Here is a 15,568-nt window from a genome sequence, read left to right as displayed (position 1 = left end):
TCACCATGTCGTTCGATGCGGAAAAACCTTTCCAAGACCTTCCCCCTTTGCCCCCGCAGGCAGAGGTGGAAACCCCTGCTGTCCTGAAAGCAGCCATTTCGGCAAGCAGGGCCCTCGCGCGTCTCGATGGCGCATATAGGCGTCTGCCAGATCCCACAATGTTGATCAACCTCGTTCCGTTGATGGAAGCTCAAGCATCGAGCGAGATCGAAAACATAGTGACGACGAATGACGAACTCTTCAAAGCGGCGCATGGAGCTCTCACTACGATGACTCCGCAGGTCAAAGAGGCTCTTCGTTATCGGGAAGCTCTCCGAACGGGATATGAGTCTCTGAATCTTCGCCCTCTTTCTACGAGGACGGCAATAGATATTTGCTCTGCGTTGCAGGCTAGTCCTGCAGTGATTCGTGATCATCCAGGTACATATATTGGAAACCCCGTCACGAGAGAGCGGATTTACACTCCACCTGAAGGTAAAGATGCCATCTTGGATCACCTGTCAGCCTGGGAGAAGTTTCTTCACGCTGACCATGGCATTGATCCTCTCGTCGTCATGGCGCTCGCTCACTACCAATTTGAAGCTATTCACCCTTTCTTTGATGGAAACGGGCGCACCGGACGTATTCTCAATATGTTGATTTTGATCGACACTGGTTTATTGCAGTTGCCGATTCTCTACCTGTCGGGCCATATCGTCCGCCACAAAGATGAGTATTACAGGTTGCTGAACAAGGTCACCTCTCATGGCGAGTGGGAACCGTGGATTCTCTTTATACTCGGCGGGGTTGAGGCAACAGCGAAGTGGACGCTCGACCTCGTTGAGGCTACTGACGAGATGCGCATGAATCTCGAGCAGGAAATCCGTAGTTTGTTTCCGAAGCTGCCAGCCGCATCTCTATCACGCCTCCTTTTTAGTCAGCCATATCTCCGGATAGAAAATATTGTGGAAGCTGGTCTTGCTCAACGCCAAACTGCTGCGCGGTGGCTCAACGACCTTGCTGAGCACGGCTTTATTGCGAAAGAACGAGTTGGGAGAACCAACATATTCGTGAACACGCGCCTTCTTCAAACTCTGTTCCACACAAGCATTCCGGAGTGATCCACGTTCATTCTTGGTATCAAAATGAACGTGGAAGTGCTTGCAGCGCTTCTTGTTGCGCATAGGTTCGTCAAGCTCGTATATAAGAGCAAGCTCTTACATCGCTCGCTTTTCCTCCGATTGGAGCCAAAGACCTCGCATTTGATAAGGAACGAGATTGCCGCGAATCGGCTGTTGAGCAGGGGTTTTGCTGGTTCGAGTGCTGTTGCGCCCCTTCTTTTGGTGTAGTCATGCGGGCCGGTCCGGAGCGGTTCCAGCCTCCGTTGCTGTGCGCTGCACGGCGGGAGGGGGTCTGGTTCGGCGCTTGCGTTGGCGAGTTCAAGGTGAGGGGTGCCCGATGGCAGGTCGAAGACATCAGACGAAAATATGCAGTGACAGAACTGCCGACAAACCGACGAACCCGACCAACTGGATGTCCGCAAGACGTGACAAGCATGATTTAGTGGTACTTTCCGTGTGCGAGACCAAGGATTTGTGGTTCTATCAAATGCGTTTCCAGTACACTGTGATCAGAAGCCGCACAGTGTTGCGACTCTTCCTCCGAAGAACCTTGCGACATCCAAGTTGGTAGTCGCTTGACGCCTACAAGCCTAGGAACTCGGCAACTTAAGGTCTGCTAGAGCCGTTTAAGGGGATGCGACATGATTCAGGTCAAGAGCAATGAATCTTTGCGGAATGTTGCAAAGGATTCGTTAGTTGGAATACAGCTGTTGACGGATTCAGTTTTCTTTGGAATTAACGGAGCTGGAAAGACAACAGTATGTGAGGTGCTGAGTCGGGCAACCACTTTCGATGATAATCGGAAAGACAATGGTGAACCTATTCTTCTCTATGCGTTTGACGACCAATGGCGAAGAGACAAGGTTGGCGACTTCATTGAAGGTGGGGCAGCCCAAGGTGTCACTACCGTAGTCCTAAGTGATGACGCTGGTGACCTTGAAAAGAAGATGCGGATAGCGCAAGAAGAGTGGGAATCAGCTAGAAAAGATGTTGCGGCAAAGCAGGAAAAAGAAGATGACAAAAGCAAGAGCCTAGAGGGGATCGTTGAAAAGGTTGCGAAAGGCGTCCGGGAGGACCTTAAGGAAAAGTGTGCAAATTTAGGAGGGCGGCAGTTTCAGCGCCGCGAAATACGTGCATTGCTGGAGAGGGGCGAAGCCTCGCCACTGGCCCAAAATGAGGTTCAGGAAAACATACGTATAGCAAACTCGGATGATCCTGGTTTCCTTCCTGATTTACCGAATCTCCCAGATGGCTGGGTCTTTTCCGATGAGCTCTGGCAGAAGACCGCCGAAAAATCGTCAACTGCTCAGACGGTGGCCATGGCTATAAACGATTGGGTTCGTGAAGGCGTGAATAGGCATAAGGTTGGGGACTCATGCCAGTTTTGCGGGGGTTTAGTTTCGGCGCAGAGACTAGTAAGCCTTGAAAATGCAATCCGACAGGTCGAGGGAGAGGCTCCCGCACTAGTCAAAAGCGAACTAGGAGAATGCAAGAGCGCCATATCAGCACTAAAGGCTTTCGAAGTGGTTCTAAAAGGGACTAATCTCGATACTTCAATTTACAGTTCAGAATTATCTTCGCAGAAGGCGGAGGTACTGCTTGAAGTGCAGGCTGTTTTAACGCAGCTTGAGGACTCTGCGAACATTCTTGGCGAGCGCGTGAGAGATCCATACGGCTTGATTCAAGGAGACAAGCCAGATGTGCGATTCTCTGCACTTCAAGCAAAGTACAACGATCTTCAAGTCTCACATGACAGCGTCAGTGCAGAGATAGCCAAGCACTCTGCCAACAAGGAATCTGCCATTGTGCTTCTGAAGAAGCACTGCTGCGCCGTAGATGGGGCAGGATGGAGCGAAGCCAAGAAGGCGCATGACGATGCCGCCAAAGCCAAACAAACGGCGCAGGAAGGGGAAAGAGCTGCCAAGAAAAGCCTTGACAAACTTAAGAAACAAGTTTCAACTACTGCTGCGACTGCTGAATTCCTTGATAAAGCCTTGTGTATGATCTTGGGTGACGGAAATTTGCGTGTCTCTGAAGGAGACACTGGTGAGGGGTATCGAATTACCCGCCAGGGTGAGAAAGCCTTAGCGATGTCCGAAGGCGAGAAAAAGTTGGTTTCATTGCTCTACTTCTGTGCTGAGTTTTTGGCGGAGGACCGCAAACAGTCACTGAAAAATAGCGTGGTGATCTTTGATGATTTGGGATCCGAGCTAGACGAGGCAAGACTTCTTGCAGTGGATAGATTCATCTCCGGCCACTTCCAGAATCCCAAGCCTGCCTCGCTGGTGTATTTCACACACAGTCATACTTATCTAAAAATCCTACAATCTCGCCTTGCTGACAAGGCTGTTCCCAAGAAAAATGGCGAGGTTCCGAGAGCAGTATTTTACGAGGTTTACAAGGACACTTTTAGCTGCGTGGAGCAATCCACACGTTGCCGGCGATGGGATAACGACGCTGTGCGATTGACCAACGACTACTGGCTTTCGTTTTATATGGTGCTACGAGCTTTTGAGGATTTGCAAAGCGGCAATCCACCAGAGCTGGGAACCGGGAACTTCTGTCGCAAGGTGCTCGAGGGGTTCACTGAGTTCCGTGCGCCTAACAGCGATAAATTGGGCTCTCGCATCGATACTATTATCGCCCAGGGTAAAATTTCGATGTCGCCCGCCTTGTCGAAAATCGTTAACAACTTGTCCCATACCGATTTAAATAGATCTGGCGGTGTTCTCTCGAGGAATGAAGTTGAGCTTGCCGTGATTCAAACACTTTACTTTCTTCAAACCGTTGACTGCGAGCATTTTCGCGCGCTACTGGCCAAATTCAAGGGCAAGGAGCTGGCAAAGAAGCTTGAATCGGATATATCGTCGCACATCGATCTCGCAGTCAACGTAGCCCCATAGGTCTGTTCTACATCGCCGAGCCCGCCTCACATGAGGGCGGCATTTTCATACCCATAGCTAGCTGTTGCTCAACTCGACAACGCTCTGACTAGGGCAAATGCGAACTCGCCGACGCCCGCCGAATTTTAGGCCCCCAAGGGCATACTCGCCAAACGTAACCCCGGCCTTATCAAATTCGAGGTCATAGTGGAGCGGGCGACGGGAATCGAACCCGCCTCTGCAGCTTGGGAAGCTGCCATTCTACCGATGAACTACGCCCGCAAGGGTGATCCCATCTTACGTTCCTGACGGCGCGGGCGCCAATCGGGCAACGCTTAACATCGCACATCACCATTAACGTCGCACTTCTCCGCTACTGACGCACCTTAGACAGGTCTTTAAGGTGCGACGTTGGTGGAGAGGTACGCCACGGACAGAGAAGTGCGACGCGGGGGAGCCGCGGGGGAGCCACCAGCGGGGGAGCCACCAGCGGAGAAGTGCTACGCCGGAGCGGACAAATGCCCCGCCTGCCCGGACAGGCGGGCGCGCTCACGCGTGAGCGTGAAAGAATTGCCTCATGCTTCTCTCTGATCGTGACATTCGCGCATACGTGGCCGACGGCAGGATCACCCTCGATCCGTGGGATCCCGAGATGGTGCAGCCCTCCTCGGTGGACATTCACCTCGACCGCTTCTTTCGCCTCTTCGACAACCACAAGTACCCGATGATCGACCCCTCGAGCCCGCAACCCGAGCTCACCCGCCTGGTCGAGGTCCCCGCCGACGGTAGCCTCGTCCTCCATCCGGGCGAGTTCGTGTTGGGCTCAACGTATGAGCAGATTACGCTCGGCGACGACGTCGCGGCGCGGCTCGAGGGCAAGTCCAGCCTGGGACGCCTGGGCTTGCTCACCCATTCGACGGCGGGCTTCATCGACCCGGGCTTTTCTGGGCACGTGACCCTCGAGCTGTCGAACACGGCCACGATGCCGATCATGCTCTTGCCGGGCATGAAGGTTGGTCAATTTTGCTTCTTCCAGCTCTCCTCCCCTGCACAGCACCCTTACGGTCAGGGCGCCCAAGGCTCGCGCTATCAGGGCCAACGTGGGCCGACGGCGTCGCGCTCGGACCTCAACTTCCATCGGATTGACGTGTCGGCCCGTGGGCTGGACGTTTCCGGACAAGGAGCATGACGTTCCCGTACAAGGGGTATGACCTTGCGGGCAGGGAACTGAACCTTCCGAGCCGGAGTTGTGAGGTCGTGCGCTGACTCCACACATGGGTAAGTCTTTTCCCTAAGATAAATAGGTAGACGCACTCGACGGGCCTGGGGAGAAATATGCTGATTGTGCTGGCCGCTTTTGTCATTGGTGCCATCGTGGCGCCCATGGTGATGAGGCTGGGCCGGCGCGGCTACATGTATCTTTCGCTTCTCCCGGCGCTTTCGTTCGGCTATCTTCTCACCCTCGGCCCGGCTGTGATGGGCGGAGATTTCCCGGTTGGCAGGCTCGCCTGGGTTCCCCAACTGAACCTGGTGCTGACGTTCCGGATTGATCACCTGGCGTGGGTGATGTCGCTGATCGTGACGGGCGTGGGAACGGCCGTGCTCTTCTATTGCGCGCGCTATTTTTCGGCGTCGGCGCAGGGGATGGGGCGGTTCGCGGGAATCTTCATGGCATTCGCCGGCGCGATGGCCGGGCTCGTGACCACGGACAACACCTTAGCTCTGTACCTGTTTTGGGAGCTGACGTCGGTCTTTTCCTTCCTCCTGATCGGCTTCAATTACGACAAGCGCTCCTCGCGGCGCGCGGCCATGCAGGCTTTCATCGTCACGACGGCGGGCGGCTTGGCCATGCTTGTCGGCATCATGGTGCTAGGTGTGATCCCCGGCGGTTCGTTCACGATCTCCGAACTGGTGGCCTCGGCGCAGGCGGGCCAGCTGGGGGTGGCGGCGATTGCGGCGGAATCGACCCCTTCCGTGGTGGTCTCCACCGCCGTGGCTTTGGTTCTGGTGGGTGCCATGGCGAAGTCGGCGATCGTGCCGTTCCACTTCTGGCTGCCGGCGGCGATGGCGGCCCCCACGCCGACGTCGGCCTACCTCCACGCTGCGGCGATGGTCAAGGCCGGCGTCTACCTGGTGGCGCGTCTGGCGCCGGGCTTTTCAGACCAGCCGGTGTGGCGTTACATGATCGTGGCTGGCGGCGTGGGGACGATGCTGATTGGCGGTTACCGGGCGCTCAAGCAGTACGACCTCAAGCTGGTTCTCGCCTTCGGCACAGTTTCTCAGCTCGGGTTGATCATGCTGATGGTTGGCTATGGCACGCCGGCGATGTTGCTGGCGGGCCTTGGCATGCTCGTCGCGCACGCCATGTTCAAATCGACCCTCTTCCTGGCCGTCGGTCAGGTCGATTGGGCCACCGGCACGCGCGACCTCCGCCAGCTGTCCGGGGTCGGGCGCAAGATTCCGGTGACGGCTGCGGCCGCGGCGGTCGCGGGCATGTCCATGGCGGGACTGCCGGGCTTCGCGGGCTTCGTGGCGAAGGAAGCGGCCCTGCACGCACTCATTGGCGGCGACCTCTTAGCGACCGCGACGTGGGTGGCCATCGCGGCCGGATCCGTGCTGACGGTCGCCTACACGCTTCGTTTCTGGTGGGGCGCCTTCGCCGCCAAGCCTGGCATCGAAGAGACGGAGGTCAGCCGCCGCTCGTGGATCATGACGGGCCCGGTGTTGGTCCTTGCTAGCGGCAGCCTCGTCTTCGGGTTGGGTGCCCACCTTCTCGACGCCGTCTTCGCGCCTCACGCCCGCCAGATTCAGGGCGAGCTCGGTCACCTTGTCGCCTGGCCGGGACTGGGGTTCCCGTTCGTCGTGACCCTGGTGATCTTGACCCTCGGCTTTGGGCTATTTGTGGGCCGCGCACGGGTGGAGCCGCTTACCTCCCGGGAGTTCCCCGTCGCCGCCGAAACCGCCTATCATCGCATAATCATCGGCCTCGATTCGCTCTCTGGCCGGGCAACCGCCCTCACGCAACGCGGCTCACTGCCCGCCTACCTGTCGACGATCTTCACCTTCACGGCGCTTGCGGTCCTTGCAGCTGTTGCCCTCGGCGACTGGACGCCGCGCCTGCCCGTGCGGCCCTACGACTCCGTGGCTCAGGCCGTCGTCGCCGTGCTGACCATCCTCACGGCACTGTTGGCTGCGGGGGCTCGCCAACGCCTCAAGGCCGTCCTCCTGATGGGGATTTCGGGCTACGGAGTGGCCCTCATCTACGAACTCTACGGCGCCCCGGATCTGGCCTTGACCCAAGCATTAGTGGATACGATGACGCTCGTCGTCTTCGTCCTCGTGCTCCGCCGCCTGCCGCAATACTTCTCCCATCGGCCGCTGCGCGGCTCTCGCTGGTGGCGCCTCGCGGTGGCGGCCGGCTTCGGCGCGATGACGGCGCTGCTTGGCGTCGTCGCCGCGGGGGCGCGCGTACACGCCCCCATCGCGATCGACTTCCACGACGAGGCCTACGTGTACGGGTACGGCAAGAACATCGTCAACGTCACGCTCGTAGATATTCGCGCCTGGGACACGTTCGGCGAAATCTCCGTGGTTGTGGCCTGCGCGATCGGCATCTCATCCCTTCTCTTCATCCGTGACCGCGGCGGGCGCATCGACCGGTTCCGCAACCTGCGCACGCCCGCGACGAGCGTGGCCGGCCAAATCGTCCGCCCCACTCGCGACCTTGGCGGACCCACCTGGCGGCGCGTGCGCGCGCGAGCCATCGAATCCTCAGTAACCGCGCCCGGGCGCAACCGACGTTGGTTGGAGGGCAGCGACCAACTCCCATTTTGGCGCCGCTCCGTCATCGTTGAAGTTGGCACGAGGCTGATCTTTCACACCATCCTCGCGGTTTCCCTTTTCTTCCTCTTTGCCGGCCACAACGCGCCGGGCGGCGGCTTCGCGGGTGGCCTTCTTGCGGGTATCGCCCTCGTTTTACGTTATGTGGCGGGTGGACGCTACGAGTTGGGTGCCGCCGTTCCGCTACATCCGGGTCACCTCATGGGGACAGGCCTATCCATTGCGGGTCTGGCTGCCCTCATTCCCGTCGCTCTTGGAGGAACAATCCTCCAATCAGCCAAGATCGAGTTCGTGATGTGGGGCTTCGGTGAGGTCAAGATCGCGACCGCGATCTTCTTCGACATCGGCGTCTACCTCGTTGTCGTTGGACTGGTGTTGGACATACTTCGCTCGCTGGGCGCCGAAATCGACCGCCACGGGGAGCTCGAGGGCGTCGAGGACGAGGAAGTCGAAATCCGCCCGTCGGCCGATTCCCGCCGCGAGATGACCGACGCCGAACAGGCCCGCGATTTTGACGACGTCGTCTCCGCCCCTCCGACGCTGCACACCGGCGCGGAGCCGGGCACCCGCCAGGAGCCTCAGGCGAGCCCGTCTCGCCCGGGCGAGGTCGACCCCAAGACCGGCCTAACCACTGTCGCCACTGACCCGGCCACTACCAGCACGCTTATTGGGATCACCGAGGAGGCCGACAAGTGACATCATCCCTTGCATTGGCAATACTTGCGGGCGCGCTCGTGGCCGTGGGAGTTTATCTGGTTCTTGAACGCTCACTGTCGAGGATCGTCTTAGGGTTGGTCGCGGTAACCAACGGCGTTAATATCTTGATGCTGATCGCAGGAGGGCCCTCCGGCGAACCGCCCATGGTCGGCCAGGCGCGCCCAGAGGACATGGCCGATCCACTGGTCCAGGCAATGATGCTCACCGCAATTGTGCTGTCACTGGCGGTGACCGGCTTCCTCCTCGCGATGGCCTACCGTTCCTGGCAGCTCAACGGCAATGACGAAGTCCAAGATGACCTCGAAGACCGGCGTATTGCGGCGCGCTCCGAGGAAGCTAAGCTCGATGCTCGCGCCGACAAGCCAGCTGCCATTGAAGACCACGCTGCTGAGGTTCATGACGAAATTGAAGACGAGGAGGTAAGCCGATGAATTGGGACTTCCTTGTTGCTCTCCCGGTTGTTCTGCCGATCTTTGGCGCCGGGCTCTCGCTCGCCTTCGCCTCGGTTCGCCGCCTCCAAGGCATCCTCTCAGCGAGTATCCTCGGCGCCGTGTGGGTGGTCGCCGTCGCGCTCCTCTACATGTCCATGGCAGGCCCCGTCGTCCTCGACGTCGCCAGCTGGGCCGCGCCCATCGGCATTTCCATGGTCGCGGACCGCCTCAGCGCCATCATGCTCTTCACCTCCGTCACCGTTACGCTCATCGTCCTGCTCTACTCCCTCGCCCAAGGCGTGGCCGACGGCGACGACGCCGCACCCATCGCCGTCTACCACCCCGCCTTCCTCCTCCTCTCGGCGGGAGTTTCCCACGCGTTCCTCAGCGGGGACCTGTTCAACATTTACGTCGGCTTCGAACTGCTGTTGACGGCGTCGTTCGTGCTCATCACGCTGGGTGGGACGCGAGACCGGATCCGTTCGGGAACCGTCTACGTGGTCGTCTCACTCGTGTCGTCGGTGGTCTTCCTCGTGGGCATCGCGATGGCGTACGCGGCCACGGGCACCGTCAGCCTCGCCCAACTGGCGCTGCGCCTACCCGAGATCGACCCCGGTGTGCGGCTCACCATCCAAGTTATGCTCCTCGTCGGCTTCGGCATCAAAGCCGCGGTCTTCCCGCTCTCAGCCTGGCTGCCCGACTCCTACCCCACAGCCCCCGCGCCCGTCACCGCCGTCTTCGCGGGCCTGCTGACCAAGGTTGGGGTTTACGCCATCATCCGCACCCAGACCCTGCTCTTCCCCTACAACCGGCTCACGCTCGTCATCGCCATGATCGCTATCGCAACCATGCTCATGGGCATCCTCGGTGCGGTCGCCCAGCAGGACATCAAGCGACTGTTGTCCTTCACCCTCGTTTCGCACATCGGCTACATGATCTGGGGAATCTCCCTATCGTCCACCATTGGGCTCGGGGCCACCATCTACTACGCCGTCCACCACATCACCGTGCAGACGGCACTCTTCCTCGTCGTAGGGCTCATCGAGCGCCGCGGCGGCACGACGTCGTTGGTGCGCCTGGGATCGCTTGCAAAATTTGCACCCATGCTTGCGGCCCTTTACATCGTGCCGGCATTGAACCTAGCGGGCATCCCGCCGGGGTCAGGCTTCTTCGGGAAGGTCGGCCTCATACAGGCCTCGGTGTCACGATCCGCCTGGATCGACTGGGCCTTGATCGCCACCGGAATCATATGCTCCCTGCTCACCCTCTACGCGGTGGCGCGCGCATGGAACATGGCGTTTTGGCAGACCGCGCCCGAGCCGCTGCCCACCAAACCCATCCCGTGGGGTATGAGCGGGGCCGCGGGCGCGCTCGTCATCTTCTCCCTCGTCATCTCGTTCTGGGCTGGCCCGATCAACAAGTTCACCCTTGACGCCGCCGCCGAACTCAAAGCGCGCTCGCCCTACATCGTGGCCGTCCTACCCGAGGACGGGCGCGGCACCGGCGACTCCAAGGACTCCGGCGAGGGAGGCACCCATGAGTGAAACGCGCAGCCGATCCGCCGCCACGGGTCCCGCAGGTATGACAGCCAGGGGCGCGGGTAGGTCCACCGACGGCGTCGTCAACACCAAATCCGCGCGCGCCATCCGCCGGGCGGCGCGCCGCCCCGGGCGCTTCCCCCACGCTTCGGTGGGAATGCTTGCCTGGCTCATGCTCGTGTGGGTCCTCCTCTGGGCAGACCCCTCCACCGGCACGTTCCTCTCAGGAATCATCGTCGCGCTCTTCGTCACCACCGTCGCGCCATTCCCATACGTGCCCTTCGACGGGCGGTCGCGCCCGATCGCCGTCATCCACCTGATGACACATTTCCTGTTCGACATCGTCCACTCCTCCTTCCAAATGGCACGATTCATCCTCTCCGGCCGCCAGCCCCAAGCCGCAATCATCCGCGTCCACCTGCGATCGCACTCAGACGTGTATCTGGCGATGATCTCGGGAATGACGGCGCTCGTGCCGGGCTCGGTGGTGGTGGAGGCGCATCGCGTGACGGGCACGCTCTACGTCCACGTCTTCGACACGCATCTGGCCGGCGGGATCGAGGGCATCCACCGCACCGTCCTCGAGCTGGAAGAACGGGTGTTGCGCGCGTTTGCCTCGCACGACGAGCTGGTGGACGCAGGCTACGTGCCTAGTTCCTCGAGGCGGGCCGGGCGCCTGCCCGTGCCCTACGCGCCCGCGACGGGAGCGCCGCGCGAATTCGGCACCGCTCAATCGGCCGCGGTTGTTCAGGCGCAGCATGCCAAGCGGGACGAACGCCAGGCGCGCACCCGCCGCATCGCCGGAAACGCACTTCAGGCGGAGGTGGAACAGTGATCTATGTTCTCGGTGCATGTATCGCCCTCTTGGTAGTCTCGGCGCTATTGGTCACGGTGCGGCTGGTCAAGGGGCCGACCTCGCTGGATCGGATGGTCTCCGTGGACTTCCTGACCTCGATACTGATCGGAGGAGTGGCGGTTCTCGCGGCGATCACGCGCCGCGAGGATCTGCTCGCCTTGTTCATTGCGCTTTCCCTCATCGGATTCGTCGGATCTGCCACGCTCGCACGCTTCATTACCCCGCTGCAGGGCGGGATGGGTGGGTCGGCCGCCAAAAGTCGTGAGAATGTGGTTTTTGGTGAACACACTTGGCGATTTGGGCGGAAATCTCACAGGGTTTGGCGGGTGCGCCGAGTAGAGAGCCCGGCTGGCGGCCCAGGAGAGCCGACAAACGGCGGGAGAAGCTCCGATCCAGGTGATTTGTACGATCCGGATGCTGTGGATTTCTCCGGTACGGACGTGGACACGGAGGACGTCACTGAGGTCGGGCCAAAGCACGGTGGCGCGACGGCGGTAGAAAGGATGGAGCCGTAATGGAACAGCTTGCCGACTACCTCGGGGTTGCGCTCATCGCGGGCGGATCGATCTTTACCTTCATCGCCGCTATCGGCGCCTACCGTTACCCGGACCTGCTCGCTCGCCAGCACGTGGCCACCAAGCCGCAGGTGCTGTCGCTGATCATGCTCATGCTCGGCGTGTGCCTCATGGTCCAAAGCGCGACGATGACTTGGACGATGATGCTCGTCATCGGTTTTCAGCTCATTACCTCCCCAATCTCGGCCCACATGCTGTCGCGGGCGGGGTATCGGACGGGTCGAATCGACAAGTCGGCGCTGCTCATTGACGAGCTGGGTGAGGACATGAAGTCCGGAGACGACCGCGCGTAACGGGCCCGGCCGGCAACGTCCCACACGCACCTTCGCAATTGCCTGAAGCTAGCAGTGATTTCGTCATGACAGGCGCGCTGGCCGCTGGGATAATGGGACAGAAACATCCTTGGGAGGAATTATGAACATTGGTTGGAAGCTCATCACGATGGGTATCGCGGGCGCGGCCGGGGTTGCGTCGAATGTGGTGGTAAACCAGGTGTGGGAAAAGGGCCTTGGCAAGCAACGCCCGGTTGACGAAGACGAGATGATGCAGATGCCAATGCGTGACCTTGTTGTGTTCACCGCCGTCACCGCCGTGGTGACCGCCGTTGTGAGCACGGCTCTCAAGCGCAAGGCGGCGGAATGGTACGGAGCCTAGCCGAGGGCTAGCCTCGCGACATTGGATGCGTGTGGGCCGGTCTTCGCCTGGATTCGCCTGGGCGAAGATCGGCCCGTTTTCCCCGCATCGAATGTTCGCAAGTCAACTGCTACTCTTAAAGCACGACAGGGGAGCGCGTGTGCGCTGAGAGTGCGGCAAGGTGCTGCAGACCCTCGAACCTGCTCCGGTTAGCACCGGCGAAGGAAGTCGAGCTCTCCCTGGGCGTGTGCCCTGGAAGTGACGGTGGCCGTGGAGGCTGGCGGAATTTCCAGCGGATGATGCCCGGGCTCTCCCGAAGATATGGGAGGAAACATGAAGAAGGCCCTCAGCCTGATCTCCGTTCTTACATTATCTGCCACGCTGACCGGGTGCTCGGCGGTAGACCAAGCCAAACTCACCACGGGTGACACGATCACGGTTCTCACCCACGATTCTTTTTCGATCTCGGACGAGGCTAAAGCCAAGTTTGAGAAAGAAACGGGCATGAAGCTGGCAACCACGGCTCCGGGCGACGCGGGTATGGTGCTCAATCAGCTCATTTTAAACAAGGACAATCCGACTGTTGACGCCGTGTTCGGCATCGACAACTTCTCGGCTCAGCGTGCGCTTGATGAAGGTGTGATCGCGGATTACACGCCGGAGAAGGATCCGGGTGCGAAGATGCGCATTGGTGCGCTGACGGCGATCGACGCCGGCGATGTGTGCCTCAACGCGGATCCGGCCTACTTCAAGGAGCACAACCTTGAGCTGCCGACGTCGTTCAAGGATTTGACCAAGCCCGAGTACAAGGATCTCTTGGTTGTGACCAACCCGGTGGTGTCCAGCCCGGGTCTAGCGTTCCTGGTGGGATCAATCGAGCAGCTAGGTGATGGCTGGCAGCAGTACTGGACGGATATGTTCAAGAATGGCACGAAGGTGGTCGACTCGTGGTCGGACGCTTTCTACACTGATTTCTCGGCTGCCGACGGCAAGGGTGCCTATCCGCTCGTGTTGTCTTATGCGTCTTCGCCAGCCTACGGGAAGGGCGCTTTTGTGAACGTGCCGGGTACGTGCGTCGCGCAGGCCGAGTATGCCGGCGTGGTTAAGGGTGCGAAGAATGAGGACGGCGCCCGGAAGTTCATTGATTTCATGCTGTCGGAGACAGTCCAGAAGGATATTCCGGAGAAGATGTATATGTACCCGGTTGCTGATGTGGAGTTGCCTGCGGAGTGGGCCAAGTACGCGACGCGCCCGGCCGATTCGATCGTTCCGGATCCGGCGAAGGTGGCTAAGAACCGCGAGGCGTGGCAGAAGACCTGGTCGGGTCTGTTCGAGAATCGTTAACGACGCCGGTTTCGATGAGCGCAAGGAAGATTGTTCCGACTGTGGCCGGGTGGGCATTGGCGTTGACTGTGCCGCTGGTCTTCCTTGCGCTCTTTTTTCTTTGGCCGGTGGGCAGGATGCTGGGCTTGGGCATGTCGAGCGCGCCGGTGGCCTGGGAGGTGTTGGGTAGCGGCCGGACGTGGCGGATTGTGGGCCAGACGCTGGGGATGGCGGTGGTGGCGACGATGGGTTCGCTCGTCCTTGGTATCCCGGGGGCCTATGTTTTGTATCGCCTGCGTCTGCCGGGGCGCAGGTTCATGCGGGCGTTTGCGACTGCCCCGTTTGCGTTGCCGACCGTGGTGGTGGGTGTGGCTTTCCGCGCCTTGTTTGACCCGTCGGGTCCGTTGGGTTTCTTGGGCTTTGATCAGTCGACGACGGCGGTCGTCCTGGCCATGGTCTTCTTCAATTATGCGGTGATTGTGCGAACCGTTGGCTCGATGTGGGCGGGGATCGCGGATTTGACGGCGGCGGCCCGGACGCTGGGAGCGAGTCCGGCGCGCGCCTTCTTCACGGTGACGTTGCCACAGCTGGGCCCTTCTATTGCGGCTGGTGGCGGCCTTGTTTTCTTGTTTTGTGCCACGAGTTTCGGCATTGTGCAGACCTTGGGGCGTCCGGGTTATGGCACGCTTGAGTCTGAGATTTATGTGCAAACGACGTCGTACCTGAACTTGGATCATGCCGCCGTGTTGTCGATCCTTCAGCTCGTCATTGTTGTTTTTGCCCTCGTGGTGTCGACGGCGCTTTCGTCGCGGACGGAGCGGGCGCTGTCGGTGTCGGTTCACCGCCCGCAGCGCGTGACGCGCGAGGCGATCCCGGCGTTGGTGATCACCGCCGGTTCTTTGCTTTTTCTTGCGGCTCCGATGGTGGCCTTGGTGGTGGGGTCGCTGCGTTCGGGCGGTGAGTGGACGTTCCACAATTACCTCGCGCTAGGTCGGCCGGGGGCGGGCTTTTCTGGGGGCACCTCGGTCCTTGATGCGCTCGATCATTCGGCCCGCATCGCCTTGGATGCCGCCGTGGTTGCCCTGGCTGTTGGCGTGATTCTCGCCTTGGCTTTGTCGCGCCGCCCGCGCATGCCTCTCGCGCGCGCGGGCCAACGGGTTCTTGACGGAGTCGTGCTGTTGCCGCTGGGAATCAGTGCGGTGACGGTGGGCTTCGGTTTTTTGGTTACGTGGGGCCGGGTGCAGTCGCTGCCGGTGGGCGTGATCGTCCCGCTGGCCCAAGCCGTGGTGGCGTTGCCGCTGGTGGTGCGCTCGCTTGTGCCGATTTTGCGTGCGATTGACCCGAGGATGCGTGAGGCTGCTGCGACGCTCGGTGCGAGCCCGGCGCGGGTCATGGCGACGATCGACCTTCCGATCATGGCCCGCGGTCTGGGGGTTGCGTTCGGTTTTGCTTTTGCGATTTCCCTGGGTGAGTTTGGTGCGACCTCATTCCTGGCCAGCCCCGATTACCAGACTCTTCCCGTGCTGATTTCCAAGCTTCTTGGCCGGCCGGGCGTGGATAATTATGGGATGGCACTCGCCGGCTCGGTGATCCTCGCGGGCCTGACTGGCACGCTCATGTTCGTCACTGATGTGCTCCGCCCGCGTGGCGCTCGGGGCGCATTTTAAGGAGAA

The 15,568-nt window shown here is 60.2% G+C and carries 12 protein-coding genes, 1 tRNA gene and 1 riboswitch; of the genes, 12 read left to right on the top strand and 1 reads right to left on the bottom strand.

Annotation, left to right across the window (positions count from 1 at the left end):
* Nucleotides 1-5 precede the first annotated feature (5 nt).
* Together HLG82_RS08970 and HLG82_RS08965 are read left to right on the top strand one after the other, a co-directional pair.
* Nucleotides 6-1,100 carry a Fic family protein gene (locus tag HLG82_RS08970; protein ID WP_193326495.1) on the top strand — a complete coding sequence of 365 codons (1,095 nt, stop codon included), beginning with the start codon at nt 6-8 and terminating at the stop codon, nt 1,098-1,100.
* Between the two features lie 641 nt (nt 1,101-1,741).
* On the top strand, nt 1,742-4,003 hold the full coding sequence (locus HLG82_RS08965) for an AAA family ATPase (protein ID WP_193326494.1): 2,262 nt from the start codon (nt 1,742-1,744) through the stop codon (nt 4,001-4,003).
* A 187-nt stretch (nt 4,004-4,190) separates the two neighbouring features.
* Here HLG82_RS08965 and HLG82_RS08960 read toward each other — a convergent pair.
* Nucleotides 4,191-4,264: transfer RNA gene (locus tag HLG82_RS08960), tRNA-Gly, on the bottom strand.
* A gap of 295 nt (nt 4,265-4,559) precedes the next feature.
* On the opposite strand from HLG82_RS08960, the gene dcd reads away from it, so the two are divergent.
* From dcd to HLG82_RS08910, 10 genes are all read left to right on the top strand, one after another.
* Complete coding sequence (gene dcd, locus HLG82_RS08955; protein ID WP_193326493.1) at nt 4,560-5,171, top strand: dCTP deaminase; 612 nt, start codon at nt 4,560-4,562, stop codon at nt 5,169-5,171.
* 146 nt (nt 5,172-5,317) lie between these two features.
* Complete coding sequence (locus tag HLG82_RS08950; protein ID WP_193326492.1) at nt 5,318-8,518, top strand: Na+/H+ antiporter subunit A; 3,201 nt, start codon at nt 5,318-5,320, stop codon at nt 8,516-8,518.
* Nucleotides 8,515-8,970, top strand: a complete 456-nt coding sequence (locus HLG82_RS08945) for a Na(+)/H(+) antiporter subunit C (RefSeq protein ID WP_193326491.1) — start codon at nt 8,515-8,517, stop codon at nt 8,968-8,970. The genes HLG82_RS08950 and HLG82_RS08945 overlap by 4 nt, the downstream gene beginning before the upstream one ends.
* Nucleotides 8,967-10,514, top strand: coding sequence for a Na+/H+ antiporter subunit D (locus HLG82_RS08940; protein WP_193326490.1), 1,548 nt, complete (start codon nt 8,967-8,969; stop codon nt 10,512-10,514). Before HLG82_RS08945 ends, HLG82_RS08940 begins: the two co-directional genes overlap by 4 nt.
* Nucleotides 10,507-11,343, top strand: coding sequence for a Na+/H+ antiporter subunit E (locus HLG82_RS08935; protein WP_255313882.1), 837 nt, complete (start codon nt 10,507-10,509; stop codon nt 11,341-11,343). Before HLG82_RS08940 ends, HLG82_RS08935 begins: the two co-directional genes overlap by 8 nt.
* Nucleotides 11,340-11,879, top strand: coding sequence for an MrpF/PhaF family protein (locus HLG82_RS08930; protein WP_208585115.1), 540 nt, complete (start codon nt 11,340-11,342; stop codon nt 11,877-11,879). The genes HLG82_RS08935 and HLG82_RS08930 overlap by 4 nt, the downstream gene beginning before the upstream one ends.
* Nucleotides 11,879-12,232 (top strand): monovalent cation/H(+) antiporter subunit G, encoded by a 354-nt coding sequence (gene mnhG, locus HLG82_RS08925; RefSeq protein ID WP_193326489.1) that lies wholly within the window; start codon nt 11,879-11,881, stop codon nt 12,230-12,232. The genes HLG82_RS08930 and mnhG overlap by 1 nt, the downstream gene beginning before the upstream one ends.
* 121 nt (nt 12,233-12,353) lie before the next feature.
* Nucleotides 12,354-12,593, top strand: a complete 240-nt coding sequence (locus tag HLG82_RS08920) for a DUF4235 domain-containing protein (protein ID WP_193326488.1) — start codon at nt 12,354-12,356, stop codon at nt 12,591-12,593.
* Between the two features lie 117 nt (nt 12,594-12,710).
* Nucleotides 12,711-12,816: riboswitch (TPP riboswitch) on the top strand.
* Between the two features lie 89 nt (nt 12,817-12,905).
* The gene (locus HLG82_RS08915; protein WP_216858931.1) at nt 12,906-13,916 is read left to right on the top strand and encodes a thiamine ABC transporter substrate-binding protein; all 1,011 of its coding nucleotides are present in this window, start codon (nt 12,906-12,908) and stop codon (nt 13,914-13,916) included.
* Nucleotides 13,877-15,562, top strand: coding sequence for an ABC transporter permease (locus HLG82_RS08910; protein WP_255313881.1), 1,686 nt, complete (start codon nt 13,877-13,879; stop codon nt 15,560-15,562). Before HLG82_RS08915 ends, HLG82_RS08910 begins: the two co-directional genes overlap by 40 nt.
* Nucleotides 15,563-15,568 lie beyond the last annotated feature (6 nt).

Source organism: Trueperella pecoris, assembly GCF_014926385.1.
In the GTDB taxonomy this organism is placed as follows: domain Bacteria; phylum Actinomycetota; class Actinomycetes; order Actinomycetales; family Actinomycetaceae; genus Trueperella; species Trueperella pecoris.
This window is presented reverse-complemented; position numbering and strand designations above follow the sequence as displayed.

Coding starts and splice junctions, on each gene's coding strand:
- HLG82_RS08970 (WP_193326495.1), top strand. CDS start 6: ATGTCGTTCGATGCGGAAAAACCTTTCCAAGACCTTCCCCCTTTGCCC.
- HLG82_RS08965 (WP_193326494.1), top strand. CDS start 1,742: ATGATTCAGGTCAAGAGCAATGAATCTTTGCGGAATGTTGCAAAGGAT.
- dcd (WP_193326493.1), top strand. CDS start 4,560: ATGCTTCTCTCTGATCGTGACATTCGCGCATACGTGGCCGACGGCAGG.
- HLG82_RS08950 (WP_193326492.1), top strand. CDS start 5,318: ATGCTGATTGTGCTGGCCGCTTTTGTCATTGGTGCCATCGTGGCGCCC.
- HLG82_RS08940 (WP_193326490.1), top strand. CDS start 8,967: ATGAATTGGGACTTCCTTGTTGCTCTCCCGGTTGTTCTGCCGATCTTT.
- HLG82_RS08935 (WP_255313882.1), top strand. CDS start 10,507: ATGAGTGAAACGCGCAGCCGATCCGCCGCCACGGGTCCCGCAGGTATG.
- mnhG (WP_193326489.1), top strand. CDS start 11,879: ATGGAACAGCTTGCCGACTACCTCGGGGTTGCGCTCATCGCGGGCGGA.
- HLG82_RS08920 (WP_193326488.1), top strand. CDS start 12,354: ATGAACATTGGTTGGAAGCTCATCACGATGGGTATCGCGGGCGCGGCC.
- HLG82_RS08915 (WP_216858931.1), top strand. CDS start 12,906: ATGAAGAAGGCCCTCAGCCTGATCTCCGTTCTTACATTATCTGCCACG.